The sequence below is a fragment of the Rhodococcus sp. MurmanLake-1 genome, assembly GCF_056945715.1.
Genome location: NZ_JBWZNF010000012.1, coordinates 114,703 through 141,692, shown reverse-complemented (window position 1 = coordinate 141,692; position 26,990 = coordinate 114,703). Strand labels below are relative to the sequence as shown.

The following is a 26,990-nucleotide window of genomic DNA, read 5'->3' as shown; positions in this document are numbered from 1 at the left end:
TCGCCTGGTGGTCCGTGCATGTGCTTGCCGATTCTGGGTACGACTGCTTGAGAGGCGCGATCAGCCTCTTGCTTTCGCGCTGTTGATTCGGACGCGGCTACGCACTCGGCGGCCGCGGAGATCATGCGGGGCGGGGCGCTGTGAAACCCTTCGAGGTAAGACGGACCGACCCTTTCGATGAGACCCTCTTTCCGCTCTCGGCCGCCCAACGGGCAACCTGGTTCGCTCAGCAATTCGATCCCGAAGTCCCGATTCTGATAGCGCACTACGTGGAGTTGCGCGGCGAACTCGACGTCGAATTACTGGATCGCGAAACGCGGGCAGTTGCTTACGAGTTTCAATCTCCCATGCTCAAAGTGATCGAGGTTGATGGTCAGCCGATGCAGTACGTGGATGAGAAGGCCGAAATCTCGGTCGGTTTGGTCGACTTCCGCTGGACCGAGGATCCCTTCGAGGCTGCGCTCGAGTGGATGCGTCGAGATTGCCGGACGCAGCTCGACCTGGCAGTCGACGGAATCGTCGCGACCGCTGTGCTGCGCGTGGGTGACGCGCACTATTTGTGGTACAGCCGTATCCATCATGTCGCGCTCGACGGTTTCGGTGCCATGACCATGATGAACCGCATTGCGCATCGGTACTCGGCCTCGGCGGCGAGAAATGATCTGCAGCCGAGTCGTGCCGCGACACTGCGCACGCTGTACGACATCGACGAGCGGTACAGACAGTCGGATCGATTCGCTGCCGACCGTGAGTACTGGGCAGGGCGCAATACAGTCGGTGCCGGATCCAGCTTGGCGGAGGCTTCTGGGCCCGCACACATCGAGAGCCGACTCGAAAGCACACTGATGTCGGACCGGAGCTGTGCCCTTCTCCACGAATCCGAGAACCACGCTGCAACGGTCATCGCTGCGCTCGCGTTGTACCTCTCGCGAATGACGGCGAAAGAGACTGTCCAGATTCATGTTCCGATGTCCGGACGGACTACGGCGGTGTTGCGGGACTCGGGCGGCATGATGGTGAACGTCGCGCCGCTGCTCATCAGTGTCGCAGCCGTCGACACCGTCGCTGAACTCTTCGCCCAGGTCCAGCATGAGCTCATGGGTGCATTGCGGCACCAGCGCTGCAGCCTCGACGACATCCGTCGGGACGCAGGTATGACGAGCGGTCTGGAAGGCGAAGACTCATATGCCGGGCCCATGGTCAACGTCATGCTGTTTCGCCAGGAGGTGCAGTTGGGCGAGGTGGTTGGGGAGTATCACATCGTCACCTCCGGGCCGGTGGAAGACCTTCTGGTCAACGTGTATCCGAGTGGCGACAGGCTGCGTGTCGACTTCCGGGCAAACCCGATCCGATACGAGGAGGCGGGTTTACGCGAGCACCACCGGAATTTTGTCGGCTTGCTGGAAGAGTTGATCGCGTCTGATTCCGGTGCCGAACTCGCAGACATTCACGGCCCGACGGCCCGGGAGGGCGAGCGACGACAACGCGAAGTGCGGCACCTCGAGTATTGGAGACATGAGCTCACCGGGGCGCCCGAACTGTTGCAACTTCCCTTCGATCGACCCAGGCCTGCAACGCAATCGCTGGACAGTGCACAGGTTGAGGTCGTGATCGCCGCAGACACCCACGCGCGGATTACAGAAATGGCAAGTGATCTCGGGACGGACACACGCGCGGTCCTACATACGGGCTTCGCGCTAGTGGTGAGCCGATTGTCCGGGGCTTCGGACGTGGTAATCGGTACGCCGACGGGATCCGACGCGAACATCGTTGCCATCCGGAGTCGCATCGATCTGGAGACGCCGTTCACGGCGCTCTTGGGCAGTGTCGTCGAGGTCCGAAGTAGTGCGCTGCCGCACAGTGGGATACGGCTCGAGCAGGTGGCGCAGTCGCTCGAAGTGGAGGATGTACCTGCGTATGCGCCGGTGATACAGGTGACGTTCGAGTCCGTCGCCAGCGCTGACGAGCACCCTCCCGACCTCGGCCGCTTCGATCTCGGAGTGTCTGCAGTCGAACTGTTCGACGAGGTGGGTGCGCCGTCCGGAATCACGGTGACGCTCGCGTTTGCAACCGACCTGTTCGACACCGAGACGGTACGTGGCCTCGGTTTGCGGTTCGCGCGCGTCCTGGAATCCGTCACCACAGATCCGGCAATGATGGTCGGCGACATCGACATCTTGTCCGACGACGAGCGATCCGCGATGCAGCCTGTCCGCAGTGACCCTCGCGCTTCGCACCGCACCCTGGCCGAACTGTTCGACGGTGCGGCGCGCACACACCCCGACGGCGTGGCCCTGTCGTATCTCGATGGCGAGTTGACGTATCGAGAACTCGACGAGCGTTCGTCGAAGTTGGCCCGAGTCTTGATCGACCGCGGCGTCGGTCCGGAAAACAGTGTGGCGCTGGGTTTGACGCGTTCGGTCGAATCGGTTGTCGCGATGTTGGCGGTGACCAAAGCCGGCGCGGCATTCGTGCCGGTGGATCCGACCTATCCGGGTGAACGTGTTCGCTTCATGCTGACCGATTCCGGCGCCGTACTGGGGCTCACGGTCGTTTCCGAACTTCATCGTTTGCCGGATTCGATTTCCTGGCTAGCGATTGACGACGCTGAGTTCGGTGGCCGACTTGCGCGGTTGTCCGTCCGCTCCATCTCCGATGTCGATCGGGTGCACCCGATCCGCCCCGACAATCCCGCATTCGTGATCTACACTTCGGGTTCCACCGGACTCCCCAAGGGGGTGACGGTCTCGCATCGCGGACTGGAAGCGCTTGCTGCCGAACAGCGTTCGCGGTTCGGTGCGACCCAGGATGCGCGAACATTGCACTTCTCGACCCCGAGTTTCGACGCCTCGATTTTCGAATACCTGCTGGCTTTCGGTGCCGGAGCGACCATGGTGATTGCACCGAGCACGATTTACGGCGGTGACGAGCTGTCTCGCTTCCTCGAATCCCAGCGTGTCACGCATGGTTTTGTCACTACTGCGGCGCTCGGAACAGTTTCGCCCGAGGGCCTTTCGGACTTCGGCGACGTGGTGGTCGGTGGTGAGGCCTGTCCGCCGGATCTTGTGCAGCGGTGGGCTCCCGGCCGACGGCTGTGCAATGCCTACGGGCCGACCGAGACCACCGTCATGTCGAACATCGGCGAGCCGATGGTGTCGTCGGAGAACATCACAGTGGGCGGTCCGCTCCGCGGTTTCGAGGAGATCGTGCTCGATCAGCGATTGCACCCCGTCCCCGACGGTGTTGTGGGTGAGCTGTACATCTCGGGAGACGCGCTCGCACGTGGATATCACCGGAAGTATGCGTTGACCGCACGACGATTCGTGGCCGACCCGTTCGGTCTCCCGGGCCGGCGGATGTATCGAACGGGGGACTTGGTGCGGCGGCGCCGTGGCCGTGCACTCGAGTACGTCGGTCGCAGCGATTTCCAGGTGAAAGTTCGCGGATTCCGTATCGAGCTCGGGGAAATCGACAGCGTCGTGCAGTCGTGTCCGCAGGTCGAGAATGCAGTTACCGTGGCGCGTGCGGCTCCCTCCGGTACAACGATGATTACCACGTACGTCGTGCCTGCCGGCGGCAGTGCGCTCTCGACGGCCGATCTGACGCAATACGCCGCGAGCCGTGTGCCGTCGTACATGGTTCCTGCGGCCTTTGTTCTTCTCGACGAGTTGCCGGTAACTCCATCGGGAAAGGTCGATCGCGCTGCCTTACCGGCACCTCGGTTCGATGCTCGGTCGGACAACTTTCGACCGCCCGAGGGCGCCGAAGAACTACTGCTGGCCGAGATTTTTGCCGACGTTCTAGGTGCTGAGGCGGTGGGTGCGGGTGACGACTTCTTCGAGCTGGGTGGGAACTCACTGATCGCCACAAAGCTGATCGCACGAGTCAATGCCGCTGAAGCAATCGATTTCGGGGTGCGGACTTTGTTCGAAGCACCGACGATCGAATCACTGGCTCTCCACGTGCGTGACGCGAAGTCCTCCGGCGTTGATCCCTCGCGTTCGAAGCGTCCAATCCTGCAGGCACATTCGTACAGGGACAAGATTCCGGTGTCTCTGGCGCAACAACGCCTGTGGTTTGTCAATCAGTTCGACACGTCGTCCCCGGCCTACAACATCCCGATGGTGGTCCGACTGTCAGGGGCGTTGGATGTGGCTGCGCTGAAACTCGCGATGGGAGATGTTGTCGATCGACATGAATCGCTTCGCACCGTCTACCCGGCGTCGGTCGACGGTCCACATCAGGTCGTGGTTCCTTCGGAACGTGTGACGTCGGAGATGGCGTGGGAAGTATCCGTTGACGAGGAAGCCTTGGACAGGCGCGTCGCCGATCTCGCTCGCGAGGGGTTCGACGTGAGCGAGAACGTGCCCGTGCGCGGCTCCCTTTTTCGAATCACTCGGGACGTCCATGTCCTCGCGTTGGTGGTTCACCATATTTCGGCGGATGGAGCATCACTCGAGCCGCTGGCCCGCGACCTGACCCGCGCCTACGCGGCGCGGGCTGCCGGTCGGGCACCGGACTGGCCGCCTTTGCCTGTGCAGTACGCCGACTACAGCCAATGGCAGATCGAACTGCTCGGCAGTGCCGCCGATCCGGACACGCTCCAGGCGAAGCAGTTGGACTACTGGACGTCCACCCTGTCCGGTCTACCTGACGTGATCGACCTTCCGCTGGATCGACCGAGGCCGGCGGAACGATCCATGCGCGGTGAATCGGTCCGATTCTCGGTGCCCGCAGACGTGCACAGTGACCTCCTCGAACTCGCTCGGAATCACAACGCGACACCGTTCATGGTGATGCACGCAGTGCTGGCCGTTCTGTTGGCACGGCTGAGCGCCTCGCCGGACATAGCGATCGGCACTCCGGTGGGAGGGCGCGCCGAGCAAGTCCTCGACGATCTGGTCGGGATGTTCGTCAACACGGTCGTCCTGCGAACCGCCGTTGATACCGCCGCGACTTTCGAGGAAATCCTTTCACGAACTCGCGAAGTTGATCTGGCAGCGTTCGGGCAAACCGAGGTGCCGTTCGAGCGAGTCGTCGATGCAGTTGCTCCGGAGCGTTCACCATCTCATTCACCGCTCTTCCAGGTTCTGTTGGAATTTCAGAACACCGCAGATCCTCACCTCGAACTACCAGGACTCGGTGTCGATGTTGTTTCAGTCGACATCGGTGTCGCCAAATTCGACTTGCAATTTTCGCTCTCCGAAAAGCGTGGCAAGGACGGAATCCCGGTGGGTTTCGACGCCGCCTTCACCTACGCCTCCGATATCTTCGAGCGCACCACAGTCACCGAGTTCGGGGAGCGCTTCGTCCGCCTACTGCGGTCGGTCGTATCGGATCCAACTGCCCCAGTGGGTGATACGGAGATTCTGGGTGCGCCCGAGCGTGGGTTGGTGGTGGGTGGTTGGGATGGTGTGGGGGTTGCGGTGGGGGGTTTGACGTTGGTGGATGTGTTGGATGGGCGGTTTGCTGGTGTGGGTGGTGGGGGGTTGGTGTGTGGTGGGGTGGTGTTGTCGTGGGGTGAGTTTGATGTTCGGGTGAATCGTTTTGCGCGGTTGTTGATTTCGTTGGGGGTGGGTCCGGAGTCGCGGGTGTGTGTGGTGTTGTCGCGGTCGGTGGAGTTGTTGGTGGCGGTGTTTGCGGTGGTGCGGGCTGGTGGGGTGTTTGTTCCGGTGGATGTGGGTGCGCCGGTGGAGCGGGTGGGGTTTGTGGTGGGGGTGGTGGATCCGGTGGTGGTGTTGTCGCGGGGTGGTGATGGTGGGTGTTTGCCGGTGGGGGTGGGGTTTGTTGATGTGGGTTGTGTTGATGTTTCGGGGTTTTCGGGTGATCCGGTGGGGGTGGGTGATCGGTTGGGGGTGTTGTTGCCTGAGCATGCGGTGTATGTGATGTTCACGTCGGGGTCGACGGGTCGTCCGAAGGGGGTGGTGGTTTCGCATGCGGGGGTGGTGAATCGGTTGTTGTGGATGCAGGGGGAGTTTCCGTTGGGTGTGGGGGATGTGGTGTTGCAGAAGACGCCGGTGTCGTTCGATGTGTCGGTGTGGGAGTTGTTTTGGCCGTTGATGGTGGGTGCGCGGTTGGTGGTGGCGGATCCGGGTGGGCATCGTGATCCGGTGTATTTGGTGGGTGTGATCGAGCGGTGGGGGGTGTCGGTGGTGCATTTTGTGCCGTCGATGTTGGAGGTGTTCGTGGGGGAGCCTTCGGTGGTGGTGGGGTGTTCGAGTGTGCGTCGGGTGTTTGTGTCGGGTGAGGGTTTGTCGTCGGTGTTGGCGGGGCGGTTTGCGGGGGTGTGTGGTGCGGAGTTGGTGAATTTGTACGGGCCGACGGAGGCGTCGGTGGATGTGACGTTTCATGCGGTGGATGGTGTTGTGGGGGTGGGTGTTCCGATTGGTCGGCCGGTGTGGAATACGCGGGTGTTGGTGTTGGATTCGCGGTTGCGGCCGGTTCCGGTGGGTGTGGTGGGGGAGTTGTATGTGGGTGGGGTGCAGGTGGCTCGGGGGTATGAGGGTCGTGTGGATTTGACGGTGGGTCGGTTTGTGGCGGATCCGGTGTCGGGGGTGGTGGGTGCTCGGGTGTATCGGACGGGGGATGTGGTGCGGTGGGGGTGTGGTGGGGTGTTGGAGTTTGTGGGGCGCACGGATTTTCAGGTGAAGGTGCGGGGGCAGCGGGTGGAGTTGGGTGAGGTGGAGGCGGTGTTGGCTGCTCAGGTGGGGGTGGCTGGTGCGGTGGTGGTGTTGCGGTCGGGTGTGGGTGGGGATTTTTTGGTGGGGTTTGTGGTGGGTGAGGTGGGGGTGGTGGTCGATGAGGTGGTGGTGTTGGAGGGGGTGCGGAGGTCTCTTCCGGGGTTCATGGTGCCGTCGGTGGTGGTGGTGTTGGGGGAGTTTCCGGTGACGGTGCATGGGAAGTTGGACCGTAAAGCCCTCCCGGACGTCAACTTCGAACCTCGATCGCTGCAGTATGTTGCGCCGCGAACGCCGGTCGAGGAGACGGTTGCCGCAATCTTCGATGATCTGTTGGGAACGTCGACGGTGGGCGTGTACGACGACTTCTTTGCCCTTGGTGGGAACTCTCTGAGTGCAGCCAGGTTGGTTGCGCGAGTGAATTCTGTTCTCGGCGAACGGATCGACATCCGCGACGTCTTCGATGCTTCTACCGTTGCAGCGCTGGCCGAGTTGGCGCAGTGTCGCGGAGGAGAGGGGGCCAAGCCGGCGTTGAGGCCGCGGGGTACGACGACGGATATCCCACTTTCGCCGGCGCAGGAGCGAATGTGGTTTGCGAATCAGTTCGACCCCGAGTCCGCCGCCTACAACGTCGCGTGCGCGTTGAGGCTCGACGGCACAGTGAATCTGAGTGCACTTCACGCGGCATTTGTCGACGTCGTCGAGCGGCACGAGTCCTTGCGCACTGTTTTTCCTCTCACTGACGACGGCCCGCGTCAAGTGATCACGTCTACCTCACAGGTGGTATCGGATCTCGCACCGATACTTGTGCAGGGAGAGGAAGAGCTGCGCGAGCGTTGCCGGCAGATCGTTTCGGATGGTTTCGACGTCATGCAGCAGGTCCCGATGCGCGCCACCTTGTTGCGGCGAGACGACCAGGTCCACTCGCATGTCCTGGTGATCGTGATTCACCACATCGCCGCCGACGGATTCTCCACGGTACCGCTGGCCCGAGATCTCATGAGCGCGTACACCTCCCGTGTGAGCGGTGAGGCTCCTCGGTGGGCGCCGCTCGAGATCCAGTACGCCGACTATGCGTTGTGGCAACGTGGTTGGTTGGGTTCGGAATCCGACTCTCGGTCTTTGATCTCGAAACAGCTCGCCTATTGGGTCGAGAATCTTGCGGGTGCACCGGAAGTTCTCGACATTCCGACCGATCGACCGCGCGGTGATGTGCGTTCGCTTCGACGCGGACGGATTCGGTTCGCGTTCAGTCCGGAGGTTCATGCCGGTGTGGTTGCCCTGTCGCGCAAACATAACGCCACCGTCTTCATGGTTGTGCATGCAGCCTTGGCAGTGCTGCTGGCGAGGCTCAGTGATGAGGACGACATAGCCGTCGGAACTCCCATCGCCGGGCGTGGGGAGCGCGAACTCGACGACCTGGTGGGCATGTTCGTCAACACGTTGGTCTTGCGCACTGCAGTGGACCGCGGCGCGACTTTCGGGGAGTTCCTCGACCAGATCCGAAACGTAGATCTGAGCGCCTTCACTCATGCGGACGTGCCGTTCGAACGAGTCGTCGAGATAGTGAATCCTTCACGTTCGACGGCATACTCGCCCCTGTTTCAAGTCATGTTGGAGTTCCAAGACATCGAGCGACCGACACTGGAACTTCCCGACCTGCAGGTGACCGACGTGGGTGTCGAGATCGACACCATCACCTTCGATCTGCAGTTGACGGTGGCGCAGAACACTGGCACCGCCGGTGAATCGGATGGTATTCGTGCTGAATTCGGATATGCCGCAGATATTTTCGACGAGGAAACAGTAGGGGGCTTCGTCGACCGCCTGCAACGGATTCTCGAGTACGTCACCACGGATCCGCAATCGCGGATCGGAGACATCGATATCCTCGACGCCCGTGAGTCAGCCGAACTGGTACCCGTGCGAGGTGTGATCTCCACCGCTGTTCAGACCCTTCCCGATTTGCTCACTACAGCAACAGATATGGCGACCGCCCAGGATCCCGGCGCCGTCGCGCTGGTGTTCGAGGAACGTGAAGTGACCTATCTCGAACTAGACGCACAGTCGAATCGATTGGCCCGCATGCTGGTCGAATCCGGAGTGGGTCCCGAATCGGTGGTGGCGATGTGTCTCCCACGCTCCGTCGAGTCCGTTCTGGCGGTGTGGTCCATTGCCAAGACAGGTGCGGCATTCCTTCCCGTGGACCCGGGACTTCCTGCTGCACGTATCGAGTACATGCTGGGCGACTCCGGTGCAGCGTGGGGGATAACGACCCGAGCTCACCACGCAGCATTGTCCGGCCTCGTGCCGTGGCTGGTCCTCGACGATGCCGGTTTCGAGGAACGGCTGTGGGCGTACTCGCCATCGAAAGTCACCGACGAGGATCGGAAGGCACGGATTCGAATCGACAATCCGGCCTATCTGATCTACACCTCGGGATCAACGGGAACACCCAAGGGGGTGACGGTCACACATCGCGGGTTGAGCAACTTTGCTCTCCAGGAGCGCGAGACATTCGCCGCCACGACCCGATCCAGAACTCTGCACTTCGCTTCGCCGAGTTTCGACGCTTCGGTTCTCGAACTCATGTTGGCCGTTGGTGCGGGATCCACGATGGTGATCGTGCCACCGACCGTCTACGGCGGGGCGGAACTGGCGGCGCTACTGGAGCGCGAGCGCGTCACCCATTGTTTTGTGACTCCGGCGGCTTTGGCATCCGTCGCCCCAGACGGACTCACCACTGTCGGTTGTGTCGTGACAGGTGGGGAGGCGTGCCCGCCGGAATTGGTGGCCCGCTGGGCGCCGGGCAGAAAGATGTTCAACGCCTACGGTCCTACCGAGGCAACTGTGGTGTCGAGCATCAGTGCGGCACTGGCTCCGAGCGACCCGGTCACCATCGGCGCACCTACTCGCGGATTCAGCGAGGTAGTGCTGGACTCGCGTCTGAGAGCGGTACCGGTAGGTGTCGCGGGAGAGTTGTATCTTGCCGGGCCGGCTCTCGCTCGCGGCTATCACCGGCGATCCCCGTTGACCGCCACGCAGTTTGTCGCAGATCCCTTCGGTGCGCCGGGAACGCGGATCTATCGCACGGGCGATCGCGTGCGGTGGACGCCCGACCGACAGCTGGAGTATCTCGGGCGCACCGATGCCCAAGTGAAGGTCCGCGGGTTCCGCATCGAACTCGGGGAAGTCGAGGTGGCACTGCAGACGCACCCGCGCGTGGCCCAGGCGGTGACGGGCGTCTGGAACGGCGACGGCAGGGATCGGTTGAACGGCAGGGATCGGTTGATCGGATACGTGGTTCCCGATCGCGGAGCGAGTGTCGATCCGCGAGACGTCCTCGCGCATGCAGGCAAGCGTCTGCCGTCGTACATGGTGCCTGCGGCGGTGGTGGTGCTCGACGCACTTCCGCTGACTGTTCACGGAAAACTGGACCGCGCAGCGCTTCCGGCACCCGATTTCTCGTCCACGGCCACACCCGACCGGACACCGCGAACGGAAACCGAGAATCTTCTTGCCGCTCTGTTCGCGCAGGTTCTCGGCCTGGACACCGTAGGAGTGCATGATTCGTTCTTCGAGCTCGGTGGAGACAGCATCATGTCCATCCAATTGGTGGCCCGCGCTCGCGATGCTGGTGTGATCATCTCGCCCCGAGACGTATTCGACCACAAATCTGTTGCCGCGCTTGCCGAGTCGGCGCACGTGGAGCAGGACGGTCCTGATGTGCTCGCGGAGCTACCAGGGTCCGCTGTCGGAACTGTTCCACTGAGCCCGGTGGCGCAGTGGATGCTGGACCGCAGCAATGGCGGCCTGAGTGGCGGCGAATTGAAACGGTTCTCCCAGGCGCTCTTGCTGACAGCTCCCGCTGATCTCACCCAGGACCTCCTTGTCCGTGGTGTCCAGGAGTTGCTGAATCGCCACGGAATGCTGCGAGCGCGCTTGGGCGAGAGTGACCGGGTCATGGAAGTCCTACCACCCGGCTCGATCTCGGCCGAAGGACTGATCCATCGAGTAGCTGTCGGTTCGGTGTACGACGAAGGTTTCAGGGCCTTGGCGTCGGGAGAGCTCGAGGCCGCTGCCGACAGCTTGGATCCCGCCGCGGCCGACATGGTCCGCGTGATCTGGTTCGACCTGGCCGACAGACCTGACTTGCCGAACAAGCGGGGCCGACTACTTGTGGTGATTCATCACCTGGTTGTCGACGGTGTCTCGTGGCGCATTCTGGTCACCGACCTGGCGACGGTGACAGCACAACTCCAGGCCGGTGTCACGCCCGAACTGCCACAGACCGGAACGTCGTTCCGGCGATGGACGCACGGGCTTGTCGAGCACGTGGGCGACCGGAGTGTCGAACGGGACATGTGGAAAACGATCCTTGACGGCGATGACCCGCTGATCGGTTCGCGCCCACTCGATCCCACGATCGACGTCGACGGCACGGTCGACACCGTCACAGTGGACATCGCGCCTCCGGTGACCAGGAACCTACTCACCACGGTTCCTGCGGCATTTCACGCCGGCGTGAACGACGGACTCCTCACTGCTGTTGCGTTGGCCTCGATCGAGTGGCGACGACGCCGCGGTATGGATACCGCTGCCGCCCTGATCACGCTCGAAGGACACGGCCGCGAGGAAGGAGCGGTTCCTGGCGCAGACCTCGCGCGCACCGTTGGTTGGTTCACCACACTCTACCCGGTGCGCGTGGACCTCGGCGGAATCGACGTCGACGACGCACTGGCAGGTGGCGCCGACGCCGGACGGGCTCTCAAAGCCGTCAAGGAATACGTGCGTGCGATCCCCGATCATGGAATCGGATTCGGGATGTTGCGCTACCTGTCGGGCGAGAGCGAACCACTCGGCCGATTCCGTTCTCCTCAGATCAGTTTCAACTATCTGGGCCGGATCAGTTCCTCTGACGGAACACAGGACTGGCTGCCGGTGGAGGGCAATCGAAAGCTCGGCGGAACCCAGAATCGGTCCATGCCTGTGGCGTCCGTGATCGACATCAACGCGGCGGTTGAGGACCATGTCGACGGGCCCTGCCTGACAGCATCTTTCACCTTTCCCCGCGGAGTGCTCGACAGGTCTGACATCGCGGAGTTCGCGGAACTGTGGCGTCGTGCGCTCGACGGACTCACCGCGCACGCATCGCGACCTGATGCGGGCGGTCTGACGCCGTCGGACATTCCCCTGGTCTCGGTCGACCAACAACAGATCGAACGCTGGGAGAACGACTTCCCCGGATTGCACGATGTCTGGTCGGTGTCGTCCCTTCAGGCCGGGCTGATGTTCCATGCCGCACTGGCGGCCACGTCGACGGACGTCTACACAGCGCAGTTGTGCGTCGAGCTCGAAGGAGCGGTTGATTCCGAGCGTTTGCGCGGCGCTGCTGCCGGACTACTGGCAAACCACCCGAATCTGTGTGCAGCGTTCGTCTACGACGCACACGGCCTACCGGTGCAGTTGATTGTCGACGATGCAATGATTCCCTGGACCGAGGTCGACCTGAGTGATTGCGGATCGGCAACCGAAGCAGAGCTGGAGCGCCGCCTCGACGAGGATCGCAGTGCACCCTTCGACCTCGCCTCGCCGCCACTGCTTCGGCTGACGTTGCTGCGAACCTCGCCGACGAGGTGTGTGTTGGTGGTGACAAACCATCACATCGTTCTCGACGGTTGGTCGATGCCGTTGCTGGTACGCGAACTGCTGATGAGATACGCGGATGACAGTCTCCCGGTCGAGAGCGTCCCAGCCGATCAGCCCCAGACTCCGTCGTACCGCACCTATCTGGAATGGTTGGCGCACCGCGACATCGAGACCTCGCTCGCGGTCTGGGAGGACGCCATGGAAGGCGTCGACGAGCCGACGTTGTTGGCGGCTTCGGCGCCGACCGCCGATCAGGTGGTACCCGAAGAGGTCGCCGTCGATCTGCCCGATTCGGTGCTCGACGGACTCGGTGGGCTGGTTCAGCGGAGCGGGATCACGATGAACACGGTGATCCAAGCGGCGTGGGGTGTCCTGTTGTCTCGAATGCTTTCCCGCGACGACGTAGTCTTCGGCGTCACAGTCTCGGGCCGCTCACCTGAATTGCCTGGTGTGGAAAACATGATGGGGCTGCTGATCAACACATTGCCTGTCCGGGTGCAACTGGATCCGGACGAGACGTGTGCACAGCTGCTCGCGCGACTACAAGGCGAGCAGACAGCTCTGCTCGATCATCACTATGTCGGACTCGGCGCGATTCAATCTGCCGCAGGGACAGGCAATTTGTTCGACACACTGTCGGTCTTCGAGTCGTATCCGATCGATACCTCGGGGATGGACGGGAACACCGACGTAGCCGGTATGCGCGTCACCGCTGTGAATGCCCGCGACGCCACGCATTACCCGCTCACCGTGCTGTCGGTCGCGGAACCGACGCTGCAAGTGAGCCTGCGGTATCAGCCGGCGGCATTCGACCGCGCCGCGGTCGGCACCATTGCACAGCGAATGTCGCGAATTCTTGCCGCCTTTGCAGCGAACGCGGATACATCGGTCGGTGAGGTCGACGTGTTTGTCGCCGGTGAGCGTGGGTTGGTGGTGGGTGGTTGGGATGGGGTGGGGGTTGCGGTGGGGGGTTTGACGTTGGTGGATGTGTTGGATGGGCGGTTTGCTGGTGTGGGTGGTGGGGGGTTGGTGTGTGGTGGGGTGGTGTTGTCGTGGGGTGAGTTTGATGTTCGGGTGAATCGTTTTGCGCGGTTGTTGATTTCGTTGGGGGTGGGTCCGGAGTCGCGGGTGTGTGTGGTGTTGTCGCGGTCGGTGGAGTTGTTGGTGGCGGTGTTTGCGGTGGTGCGGGCTGGTGGGGTGTTTGTTCCGGTGGATGTGGGTGCGCCGGTGGAGCGGGTGGGGTTTGTGGTGGGGGTGGTGGATCCGGTGGTGGTGTTGTCGCGGGGTGGTGATGGTGGGTGTTTGCCGGTGGGGGTGGGGTTTGTTGATGTGGGTTGTGTTGATGTTTCGGGGTTTTCGGGTGATCCGGTGGGGGTGGGTGATCGGTTGGGGGTGTTGTTGCCTGAGCATGCGGTGTATGTGATGTTCACGTCGGGGTCGACGGGTCGTCCGAAGGGGGTGGTGGTTTCGCATGCGGGGGTGGTGAATCGGTTGTTGTGGATGCAGGGGGAGTTTCCGTTGGGTGTGGGGGATGTGGTGTTGCAGAAGACGCCGGTGTCGTTCGATGTGTCGGTGTGGGAGTTGTTTTGGCCGTTGATGGTGGGTGCGCGGTTGGTGGTGGCGGATCCGTGTGGGTATCGTGGTTCGGTGTGTTTGGTGGGTGTGATCGAGCGGTGGGGGGTGTCGGTGGTGCATTTTGTGCCGTCGATGTTGGAGGTGTTCGTGGGGGAGCCTTCGGTGGTGGTGGGGCGTTCGAATGTGCGTCGGGTGTTTGTGTCGGGTGAGGGTTTGTCGTCGGTTTTGGCGGGGCGGTTTGCGGGGGTGTGTGGTGCGGAGTTGGTGAATTTGTACGGGCCGACGGAGGCGTCGGTGGATGTGACGTTTCATGCGGTGGATGGTGTTGTGGGGGTGGGTGTTCCGATTGGTCGGCCGGTGTGGAATACGCGGGTGTTGGTGTTGGATTCGCGGTTGCGGCCGGTTCCGGTGGGTGTGGTGGGGGAGTTGTATGTGGGTGGGGTGCAGGTGGCTCGGGGGTATGAGGGTCGTGTGGATTTGACGGTGGGTCGGTTTGTGGCGGATCCGGTGTCGGGGGTGGTGGGTGCTCGGGTGTATCGGACGGGGGATGTGGTGCGGTGGGGGTGTGGTGGGGTGTTGGAGTTTGTGGGGCGCACGGATTTTCAGGTGAAGGTGCGGGGGCAGCGGGTGGAGTTGGGTGAGGTGGAGGCGGTGTTGGCTGCTCAGGTGGGGGTGGCTGGTGCGGTGGTGGTGTTGCGGTCGGGTGTGGGTGGGGATTTTTTGGTGGGGTTTGTGGTGGGTGAGGTGGGGGTGGTGGTCGATGAGGTGGTGGTGTTGGAGGGGGTGCGGAGGTCTCTTCCGGGGTTCATGGTGCCGTCGGTGGTGGTGGTGTTGGGGGAGTTTCCGGTGACGGTGCATGGGAAGTTGGACCGTAAAGCCCTCCCGGACACTACTTTTACAGCCGCGGACTATCGGACGCCGAGCACACGAGCCGAAGTTCTGGTCGCTCGAGCCATCGCCGAGGTGCTCGATCTCGACCAGGTGGGCGCCGACGACAATTTCTTCGAACTGGGTGGAGACTCGCTCAGCGCCACTCGCGTCGCAGCGCGCATCAGATCCGAATCGAGCACGAATGTCGGTGTGAAGGCCTTGTTCGACACTCCCGTGGTCGCTGATCTGGCGGCATCGATCGATCAGCTACAAGCTGTGCTGCGAGGTTCGGGGCCGGAAGGTTCGGGGCCGGAAGGTTCGAGGATTTCAGAAATCGCGGGTAAGACCCGGCCAGAACACATTCCGCTATCGCTCTCACAGGCGCGCATGTGGTTCGTCAACCAGTTCGACACCTCGTCTCCGGTTTACAACATCCCCGTCGCACTACAACTGGACGGCTTCCTGGATTCGGGTGCGCTCCAAGCCGCACTGGGTGATGTGGTGGAACGGCACGAAACCCTTCGAACGATCTTCCCGACGTCCGCGAACGGGCCCCACCAGGTGATCGCCGAACCAGCGCTCGCTGCTCCTCGAATCCACCCCGTCCCGATTTCCGGCGAGCGGCTTTTTACGGATTTGCACGCGTTCTTCGACGTCGGATTCGATGTGGCCGAAGAGTTCCCGCTGCACGTGAGGTTACTCCGAATCGGGCCGGAGCAGCATGTTCTTGCGATCGTCGTCCACCACATCGCCGCGGACGGTTTCTCGATGGCGCCACTGGCACGTGACCTGATGCGCGCCTATACATCCCGTGCTCAGGAGCAGAATCCGGACTGGGAGCCACTGCCCATCCAGTATGCCGACTACAGCCTGTGGCAGCGGGAGATCCTCGACGCAGAAGTTGGTCCGGGAACGTCGACGTCGGATGAATTCGATTACTGGACAGCGAAGCTGTCGGATATTCCAGAAGTCTTGCCGCTCCCTCTCGATCGACCACGAACGCCGAAACGGTCTACCGAGGGCGCGGTGGTTTCGATGGACTTCTCACCCGAGATCCATCGAGTTTTGACCGACCTCGCACACCAGAATGGTGCGTCCCTGTTCATGGTGATGCATGCGGCGCTCGCGGTGTTGCTGGCACGGCTTTCGGCGTCGGACGACGTAGTGATCGGCACTCCGGTCGCAGGGCGCGGTGCCTCGGTGTTCGACGATGTGGTCGGGATGTTCGTCAACACGCTCGTGCTTCGCACACCCGTCCAATCCGGAGCAACCTTTGCCGAGGTGTTGGCCGCGGTGCGGTCAACGGATCTCGGTGCACTCGACCATGCAGACATTGCCTTCGAGAGGTTGGTGGATGACCTCTCGCCCGACCGTTCCACCGCGCATTCACCCCTCTTTCAAGTACTCCTCGAATTCCAGACCGATACGGGACTGCGCTTCGAATTGCCGGAACTGACGGCTCGCTCGCTCGACATCGATCTCGCGGTTGCAAAATTCGATCTACAACTGAGTGTGATGGAACACGTCGACGAGCACGCTGGGCCGGCCGGTATCAGCGCCGGTTTCCGTTATGCAACAGATATTTTCGATCGAGTATCGGTGACGCGCATCGCGGAGCGCTTCGAGAGAGTGATCGGCGCCGTGATCGAGGATCCGTCGGCAGTCGTCGGCGACATCGACATACTTCTGGCCGGCGAATACAGCGAGATGCTGGTTGCGCCATCGGCCTCGGCCTCGGGCTCGGCCTCGGTCTCGGGCGTCGGAACCCACGAGGATTCGCTGTCGGATCTCTTCGATCGTGCGGTGCTGACGTCCGGTGATGCCGTGGCGGTGCGCTGCGACGGATTGTCCGTCACCTACCGCGAACTCGACGAGCGAGCAAACCGCCTCGCTCGACTGTTGGTGGCTCAGGGTGTGGTGCCGGAAACCCTGGTGGCAGTCGCGATGACCCGCTCGATCGACCTGGTGGTGGCATTGCTGGCGGTGGTGAAGGCGGGTGGCGGATACCTACCGGTGGACCTGACTTCTCCGGTCGACCGGGTGGACTTCGTGCTGCGTGACTCCGCGCCGAAGTGTGTGCTGACCACTGGGGCCGACGGCGCCGACATACGAGACAGTGACGCAATCGCAGACAACGAGATTCCAGTGATTGCCGTGGACGACCCGGCGATTCTCGAAGCGCTGCTTAGGAGTTCTCCGTTTCCGGTGACCGACCAAGACCGGCTGCTACCGCTCCGACCCGATTCGGTGGCCTACGTGATTTACACCTCGGGGTCTACTGGGCGTCCGAAGGGGGTGCAGGTTTCCCACCGCAGCGTCGGGACGTTGCTGGCAAACACCCGAGCGCTCTTCGGCTTCGACAGCGGCGATGTGTGGACGATGTTCCATTCCGAGGCATTCGACTTCTCGGTCTGGGAAATGTGGGGCGCACTCGCACACGGTGGCCGGCTCGTACTGGTCGACTACTTCACGGCCCGTACACCAGAGGCATTCCTCGAATTGCTACGGCACGAACGTGTCACGGTGCTCAATCAAACTCCCACTGCCTTCTATCAATTGGCGGAAGCCGACCGGCGTATCGGGAGCGCGGCCCTGTCATTGCGCTACGTGATCTTCGGTGGAGAAGCCCTCGACTTCGGACAGTTGACGCGCTGGTACGCCCGCCGCGGGACTTCGTCACCAGATCTGGTCAACATGTACGGCATCACGGAGACCACGGTGCACGTCAGCCACCTACCGCTCGATCGTGAGCTGGCGCGTGACGGATCGGCCTCGGTGATCGGTCGGGCGTTGCCCGGATTGCGTGTGTATGTGTTGGATCAGCGGTTGCACCCGGTGCCGCCCGGTGTGGTGGGTGAACTGTATGTCTGCGGCGATCAGGTGTCACGCGGATACCTCGGCCGGTCCGGTCTGACCTCCGCGCGGTTCATTCCCGACCTCACCGTCAGTGGGGCGCGTATGTATCGATCTGGTGACCTGGGGCGCTGGAACGACAGCGGGCAGCTGGAGTACCTCGGACGAAACGATCTGCAGGTGCAGGTAAAGGGGTACCGAATCGAACTCGGCGAGGTGGAGGCTGCGCTGCTCTCCGGAGTGGGCGTGTCTCAGGCGGCGGTGGTGGCCCGCAGAGACCGGTTGGTGGGCTACGTGGTGCCGGAGGCCGTTGCCACTGTCTCTCCGGCGGCGTTGCTCGAGTATCTCTCACAGAGGTTGGCGGCACACATGGTCCCCGCTGTCGTGACGGTTCTCGAGGCTTTGCCGCTGACGGTGAACGGCAAACTCGACCGGAAAGCGTTGCCTGAACCTGACTTCGGGCTACAGACAACCGTGAGTCGTGGCCCCGCCTCCGAGACGGAAAGCATCCTTGCGGGCCTGTTCGCCGAGGTTCTGGGACTCGACGAGGTGGGGGTCGACGATTCGTTCTTCACTCTCGGCGGTGACTCGATCATGTCCATCCAGTTGGTGACGCGAGCCAAGTCTGCCGGAGTTTTGATCTCACCACGCGAGGTATTCGAACGCAAAACCGTTGCGGCGCTGTCCGAGACGGCCGGTACGTCTGGCGGTCACGCTGTTCTCGACGAGTTGCCCGGTGGCGGCGTCGGGGAGATCGAGTTGACACCGATCGCGGAATGGATGCTCGATCGCGGCGGAGATTTTCGGCGGTACTCACAATCTGTTCTCCTCGCGGTTCCTGCCACGCTCGACGAGGTCACGCTGACACAGGCGATGCAGGCCGTGCTGGACCACCACGACATCCTCCGCGCGGGCATCCGGGCGACGCTGCATCTTGAATCCGCTCGGCGGATGGACGTTGCGCCAGCAGGTACGGTGCGGGCGGAGACCGTCGTACGCCACGCGAGCCTAGAGGGTGCTGCCGTGGAGACGGTCTCGGCAGAACTCGACGCAGCTCTGGGGCGGCTCGACCCGGAGACAGGTGTGATGGTGCAGGCAGTCCTGCTCGACACCGACGGACAGATTCAAAAGGAAGGACAGCGCCAGAAACGGTTGCTACTGGTAGCGCACCATCTGGTGACGGACGGTGTTTCCTGGCGAATCCTGATCCCCGATCTTGCACTTGCTTGTGCGCAGGTGCAATCAGGCGTCGACCCGTCACTGGCTCCGGTCGGGACCTCGATGCGTCGATGGGCACGTGGCCTCGTCGACGCCGCGCGCGAGCCGGATCGGGTTGCTGAACTCGACTATTGGCGAGAGGTGCTCGCGGGTCCCGATCCGACTCTGGGTGTGCGCGCCCTGACGACGAGGGACACCGCCTCGGCCACCACCGACATCGAAGTACGAGTTCCCACGGCATTGACCGAGGCCGTGTCGACGACAGTGCCGCAGGCGATTCACGGGAGCGTCGAGGACGGATTGTTGACGGCTTTGGCACTTGCGATGGTCCGCTGGCGCATGGACCGCGGGATCGACAATCCGGAGACATTGATCAGTCTCGAGGGGCACGGACGCGAGGAACAGGTGGTTCCCGGGGCAGATCTTGCTCGCACGGTGGGATGGTTCACGTCGATCTTCCCGGTGCGGATCGATCTGAGCAGAGTGGATCCGAGCGACGCCTTCGCCGGCGGCCCGGCTGCGGGCGTCGCTGCCAAGGCCGTCAAGGAACAACTCCGGGCGGTGCCGGACCGCGGCATCGGCTTCGGGTTGCTGCGCTATCTGAACCGCGAAACGGCACACACCCTTTCGCAACTTCCGGACCCCCAGATCAGTTTCAATTACCTCGGACGCGTCGGTGGATCCGAGGCCGACGCTTCAGCGGGATGGGTACCGATCCGCGACGAGGACTTGCGGACGGTTACGGCCGTCGATCTCCCACTCGCCAGCGTCCTCGAGGTCAACGTGATGACCGTCGGCGACAGCGACACCGACAACAGTGATACCGAGGACGGCCCGCAGCTCGTTGCCAGCTGGACGTTCCCACCGGACATTCTGGGCGCGGACGACACGCGGCAACTGGCGCAGTGGTGGCTCGACGCATTGGCCGGGCTCGGTGAGTACGCGGCGGGCGGCGGCGGATTCACACCTTCGGACTTCGATCTGGTCGATCTTCGACAGGACGCGGTAGACGACCTCGAAAGCCGGTGCCCCGACCTGAGCGACGTCTGGTCACTTTCTCCATTGCAAGCGGGGTTGTTGTTCCATGCCGAACTGGCCGAACGATCGGTCGACGCATACCTCGTACAAGTGGCTCTCGATCTAGCCGGCGCAGTCGATTCGGAGCGCCTGCGTCACGCCGCCGACGCGCTGCTCGACAGGCATGAGAACCTGCGTACCGCCTTCCTTCACGGCGCGGACGGCCGTGCCGTCCAGGTGGTCCGAAGCGCCGTGGCAGCGCCATGGCAGGAAATCGACCTCACTGGTGCAACAGATCAGGATCTTGATCGAGCACTGGCGGAGGACCGAGCGCGCCCGTTCGACATGGCGCAGGCGCCATTGATCAGATTCACCCTGATTGCTCTCGCCCCCGAAAAGTTCACGCTGGTGCTCACCAACCATCACATCCTTCTGGACGGCTGGTCCATGCCACTGCTGATTCGGGAGTTGGCGACGCTCTATGCCGCTGACGGTGAAGTGGCGGCCTTGCCTCACGCGCGCGCGTATCGCGACTATCTGACCTGGATGAGCCGCCGCGATCAGCAAGCTTCTCGAGCTGTATGGGCGAGGACGCTGAGCGGAGTCGAAGGACCGACGCTGTTGGCTCCGGCGGTTCGATCTCGTCGACTTTCCACCATGGCGGCCGAGTGGGTGTTCGATCTGGACGAGGAGTTCACAACCTCACTTCGCGGGATGGCGCGTGAACTCGGGCTGACGATCAACACAATTGTTCAGGCATCGTGGGGGATCGTCCTCGCTGCACTGACCGGGAGAGACGATGTGGTGTTCGGGGCGACGGTGTCGGGTCGACCTCCCGAGCTGACCGGGATCGAAACCATGATCGGGCTGTTTATCAACACAATTCCGGTCCGAATCACTCTGCGCCCGAGAGAAAGTATCGGCACACTCCTCGCGCGGATCCAGGCCGAGCAAGCAGAGCTGTCGGATCATCACTATCTCGGGCTTTCCGAGATCCAAGTAGCCACGGGGCCGGAGACCGGATTTGACACGTTGACTGTCTTCGAATCGTATCCCGGTGACCGTCAGGGCCTTTCGTCCGATACCGATATTGCGGGGATCCGGATCACCGATGTCGAAGCCAAGGACGCTGCCCACTACCCGCTCAGCCTGGTGGCATCGGTCGACACCAGACTCCGCCTGAAATTCGAGTACCTACCCGAGGTTTTCGGTGCCGCCGACATCGAAGAGATCGCCGGACGACTGCATCGTGTACTCGAAGCGTGTGCCCAGCCGGATCGCCCCTTGGCTGTGGTGTCGGTGCTCGCCCCGTCCGAACGTGCCGAATTGGTGCCGGCCCGTGGCACGGCTGGTGGGTCGTCGCGCGTCTTCCCGGAGATCTTCGATGCGGCAGCCCAGCGTGATCCGAACGCGCTCGCCGTGGAATCGGCGGACGGCAGCCTGACCTACGGCGAGCTGGACATCCTCGCCAATCGCATTGCTCGCGTGCTTGTCTCGCGAGGACTGGGAACCGAGGACTACGTAGCAGTCGGTGTCCCGCGTTCTCTCACGTCCGTGGTGTCGATACTTGCCGTCGCCAAGACGGGCGCTGCATTCGTGCCGATCGATCCCGCCTATCCCGACGAGCGAATCAATCACATGCTGATCGATTCGAAGGTCAGCTTCGGATTGACCACCACCGCGGGCCGAGATCGATTGCCCGATATCGCGGAGTGGCTGATTCTCGACGATCCGCATTTCACGAAGAAGTGCGAGGAATTCTCGGGGAGCCCGTTGACCGACAACGACCGACTCCGTCCGATCGGGTTGGATTCAGCTGCCTACGTGGTCTACACCTCGGGGTCGACCGGCGTGCCCAAGGGAGTCGTGGTCACACAGCGAGGGCTCGACAACTTCACCCGAGACCAGGTCGAACGCTACGGCGCAACTCCACAATCACGCACGCTGCACTTCTCCACTCCGAGTTTCGACGGGTCGCTCTTCGAATATCTGCAGGCTTTCGGTGCCGGGGCGACGATGGTTATCGCTCCACCCGGGATCTACGGGGGCGAGGACCTGGCGCAGCTTCTGGCCGAGCACGCCGTCACGCACGCGTTCATCACCACGGCGGCATTGGCAACGGTGGACCCGGCTGGGCTGGAACAACTTTCGGAAGTCGTATTCGGGGGCGAGGCGTGCCCACCCGATCTCGTCGCTCGCTGGGCACCTGGCCGCCGCCTGTACAACGCGTACGGACCGACCGAAGCAACGATCATGTCCAACGTCAGTCCGCCGATGACCGCCGGGGAACGCATCACGATCGGTGGACCTGTCAGTGGCGTCAGCGAACTGGTGCTCGACGCTCGACTTCAAGCGGTTCCCGTCGGGGTCCCCGGCGAGCTGTATCTGGCCGGACCAGGCGTGGCGCGGGGATATCACCGAAGGCCGGGGTTGACGGCAGAGCGCTTTGTTGCCAATCCGGCCGACCCAGGAACGCGGATGTACCGCACCGGCGACATCGTGCGATGGACGGCGGACATGTGTGTCGAGTACGTCGGGCGAAGCGACTTCCAGGTCAAGGTTCGAGGCTTCCGTGTCGAACTCGGTGAGATCGACAGTGTGCTGATGGCGGAGCCCAACGTCGGATTTGCCGTTACGGTTGCCGATTCCGCCCCCACCGGAGACACCCGACTCGTGTCGTACGTCGTGCCCACCGCGGGTCGACTGGACACCAGGCTCCTGATTCGCGCCGTGGCCCGGCGCTTGCCTTCGCACATGGTGCCTGCCGTTCTCACGGTGCTGGAGAACATACCATTGACCGCTGTCGGAAAAGTTGACCGTTCGGCATTGCCCAGACCCGAAATCGAGACGACCACAGGGGATTTCCGTCCCCCTGTCGGCCCGGTCGAACAGGCAGTGTCGGACGTGTTCGCCGAGGTGCTCGGCCTCGAACGAGTCGGTACCGACATCAGTTTCTTCGAGCTCGGTGGAAATTCTCTGAGCGCCACTTCGGTCGCGGCGAGGCTACGGGCGGTGCTCGGAGCTACCGTCGGCGTGCGGGACCTGTTCGAGATGCCGACGGTGGCCGAGTTGGCCACGGTGATCGACCAGTCGGTCGCCGAACGGTCGGAGCGACTGGAACCGCGCCCCCGACCCGACAACATCCCCTTGTCGTTTGCTCAGCAGCGGATGTGGTTCGTCAATCAACTCGACACCAGTTCTCCTGCTTACAACATTCCGCTCGTGGTGCGGTTGAGCGGTGAACTCGACAAACCGGCCTTGAGATCAGCGATGTCCGATGTCATCGCCCGCCACGAATCGCTGCGAACGATGTTCCCGGTCCACGGCGACGGACCGGTCCAGCACATCGTGCCCACCGAAAGCGCCGCGCTCCCACAACTGGCCGAGACATCGGTGACCGACGAACATCATCTCCGTGACGAGCTTGCCCGAATGGTCTCGGCCGGTTTCGACGTCGCCGCACGAATTCCCCTGCGGGCAGCGTTGTTCACCATCGATGAGCGCGAACACGTACTTGCCGTAGTGGTGCACCACATCTCGGCTGACGGCTTCTCGATGTCTCCACTGACCCGAGACGTGATGATTGCATACGAGGCCCACGCGTACGGCGGGGAACCCCAGTGGACGCCGCTTCCAGTCCAGTACGCCGACTTTGCGCTCTGGCAACGGGAGATTCTCGGCTCCGGCGACGACCCTGGGTCGGTGATCACCGAGCAGTTGGCTTACTGGCGACGCGCACTGTCAGGCGCTCCCGACCTCTTGGAACTTCCCCTCGATCGAGACCGGCCGACACAACAGAGTTTTCACGGCTCGCGGATTCACTTCTCGATCAGCAGTGATCTTCACCGCCGTATCCGAGGCGTGTCGAGGCAGCAAGAGTCCACTGCATTCATGACTGTGCATGCAGCGCTCGCGCTCTTGCTGGCACGTTTGGGCAGCACCGACGACATCGTGATCGGAACGCCGATCGCCGGCAGGGGAGATCGTGCCCTCGATGATCTGGTGGGCATGTTCGTCGGCACGCTCGCACTGCGCACACAGGTCGACCCGGCTCAATCGTTCCGGGAGTTGGTTGCGCATTGCCGCGAAGTCGACGTCGCCGCGTTCGCGCACTCCGACGTTCCCTTCGAGCGGGTAGTGGACGCGGTCGGGCCGAAACGGTCGAGCGCCTATGCACCGATTTCCTCGGTGTCGCTGGAATTCCAGAACAACGATCGGCCGATTCTGAAGCTGGCGGGACTGGAAGTCCGCGGGATCGACCCAGAACTCGAGGTAGTGAAGGTAGACCTGGAATTCCTCCTCGCCGAAGAGTACGACGATCGCGGTGCACCGGGAGGGATGAGCGGAGCCGTCGACTTTGCCACCGATCTCTTCGACCCCGGTACGGTCAGCGGGTTTGCCGACATGTTCGTTCGTGTACTCGAGGCCGTGACCCGGAATCCGCAGGTACCGATCGGTGACATCGATCTACTCGGCGATCTTGAACGTCGCGAGTTGACGCCGGCGCATGGGCTCCCCGAAGTACCTCCGAAATTGTGGCCTGAGTTGTTGGCGGACGCCGTGGCGATCGATCCGGACTCGGTGGCCCTGTCGCTCGAGAACCGGCAGCTCAGTTATCGCGACCTGGACGAGTGGTCGAATCGTGTTGCCCGGGAGTTGTGTGGTCGCGGTGTGGGCCCGGAGACCTTCGTGGCACTGGGAATGCCTCGCTCGATCGAATCGGTGGTGGCGATCTGGTCGGTGACCAAAGCCGGAGCGGCTTTTGTGCCTGTCGATCCGGCCTATCCGCGCGAGCGCGTCGAATACATGCTCGCCGATTGCCGAGCCTCGCTCGGTTTGACCGTTCAGTCCAGCCGAACTCAGCTACCCGACGTTGTTCCCTGGCTGGAACTCGACGACCCACACTTCGCCCGGCGGGTAGCCGCGCTGTCGCCGGAACCGATCACCGATGACGATCGAACCGGTGAACTGAACCTCGATCATCCGGCCTACCTGATCTACACCTCGGGATCTACCGGGAAACCCAAGGGAGTGAACATTACTCATCGAGGTTTGGCGAGCTTCACGGCCGAAACTCGTGAGAGGTTCGAGGTCACTCACGACTCTCATGTCTCACAGTTGGCATCGCCGAGTTTCGACGCTTCCATCTTCGAGTTGACGATGGCATTCAGCGCCTCGGCGCAAGTCGTGATCGTTCCGCCTGCTGTGTACGGTGGCGCCGAATTGGCCGATGTTTTCCGGCGCGAGCAGGTCACTCATGCCACCATTACACCGACCGCGCTGGCGGCGTTGGGGGACAACGGTTTCGAGGCTCTCCGTGTTCTCGATCTGGTGGGCGAGGCCTGCCCGCCGGAGGTCGTCGCGCAATGGGCGCCGGGTCGGAGGCTGCACAACGGCTACGGCCCGACTGAAACCACCGTGCAGGCGAGTGTCAGCGATTCGATGAAACCCGGTGCGGGAGTGAACATCGGCTCGCCGGCAGTGGGCTTCGGCTTCCTGGTGCTGGACGAGCGTTTGCAGCCCGTACCGGTGGGCGTGCCGGGGGAGTTGTACATCATCGGCCCAGGTATGGCACGTGGGTACCATAATCGGGCGTCGCTCACGTCGGAACGATTTGTCGCTTGCTTGTACGGATCGCCGGGGCGCCGGATGTACCGCACCGGAGATGTCGTGCGTTGGCGTGAATCCGGCGGTGACAGTGCCAAAATCGTTGGGTCCGGCGATGGAGTGCATCACACACTCGAATACATCGGGCGCAGCGACTTCCAGGTCAAGGTCCGTGGTTTTCGGATCGAACTCGGGGAAATCGATGCAGTTCTCTCACGCCATCCGTCGGTGGACTTCGCCGCGACTGTCGGCTACACGGGACCGTCGGGTGAAACGGTCCTCGTGTCGTACGTGCGTGCGTCAGCTGCCGACGCCTCCGACAGCGACGAGATACGGGCGTACGCAGCCGACCGACTTCCCTCGCACATGGTTCCGTCGGCAGTGGTACTTCTCGAGCGGATTCCGATGACACCGGTGGGCAAGCTCGACCGAAAGGCTCTACCGGAACCCGAATTCAGTTCGGCTGCAGCCGAGTTCCGCGAGCCGGTCACCGACACCGAGCGCGCCGTGGTCGACTCGTTTGTCGAGGTTCTGGGTGTCAGCCGGGTGAGCACTACCGACAGCTTCTTCGACCTGGGCGGGTCCTCCCTGGTAGCCACCCGAATCGTCAGCGCACTGCACTCCCGTTTCCAACGCAGAATTCCGCTTCAGTGGATGTTCCTCGACCCGACACCCGCTGGAATCGCTCGACGCCTCGACATGCCGACAGTGGACGCCGGCATGGAAGAGCTTCTCGCCGTGGTTGTTCCGCTGCGGACAGAAGGAAGTGGGCGACCGCTGTTCTGTGTGCACCCTGGTATCGGCCTGTCCTGGGGGTACGCCGGCTTGGTGCGGTATCTGCCCGAGGACCGACCGGTGTACGGACTTCAGCTACCCGCACTCAGCGACGACGGTGACTATCAGTCGATCGAACAGTTGGCGCATCGCTACGTCGAAGAGATGGAAGCCGTTTCGCCGGACGGGCCGTACGACTTGCTCGGTTGGTCCCTCGGCGGAGTCATCGCGCACGCCATGGCCGTCGGCCTGCAATCGTCCGGCCGCGAAGTTGCCACACTGACGATGATGGACAGCTACCCCGACAACGGCGATGCCTCTGCGTCAGCCGCACTCGACGTCCGAGACCTACTGCGAGGACTCGGCCTCGAGATCGAGACCGACCGAGATCTGACCTTCGACGAGGCGGCGGCCGTGCTGGCCCGGAGGCTCGGGCCCGAGACGGGAGTCGACGGTCGGGACCTCGAGCGGATTGCCAGAGGGTACGAGACTTCGCAGAGAATCACGCACCAGTTCGTTCCCCAGATATACGAGGGAGACCTGCTGATCTTCCCGGCTGACGGAAAAGACGACACGATTCCGCGGGAAAGGTCGCCACAGGAATGGCGTCCGCTCGTGACGGGCCGGATCGTGGAGGTACCGGTGCGATGCGGACACAACGAGATGATCGAGGCACCGGCCATGGCGGTCATCGGACCGGAGATGGCTCGGGTGCTCTCGATGTTTTCCGGATACTCCGAACGGGCATGA

At 62.6% G+C, this 26,990-nt stretch carries 1 protein-coding gene; it reads left to right on the top strand.

The genetic code is table 11. The annotated features are described in order from the left end of the window. Positions 1-140: 140 nt before the first annotated feature. Entirely contained in the window at positions 141-26,990 is a 26,850-nt protein-coding gene (locus AC2ETI_RS26550; RefSeq protein ID WP_483634641.1) for a non-ribosomal peptide synthase/polyketide synthase, read from the top strand.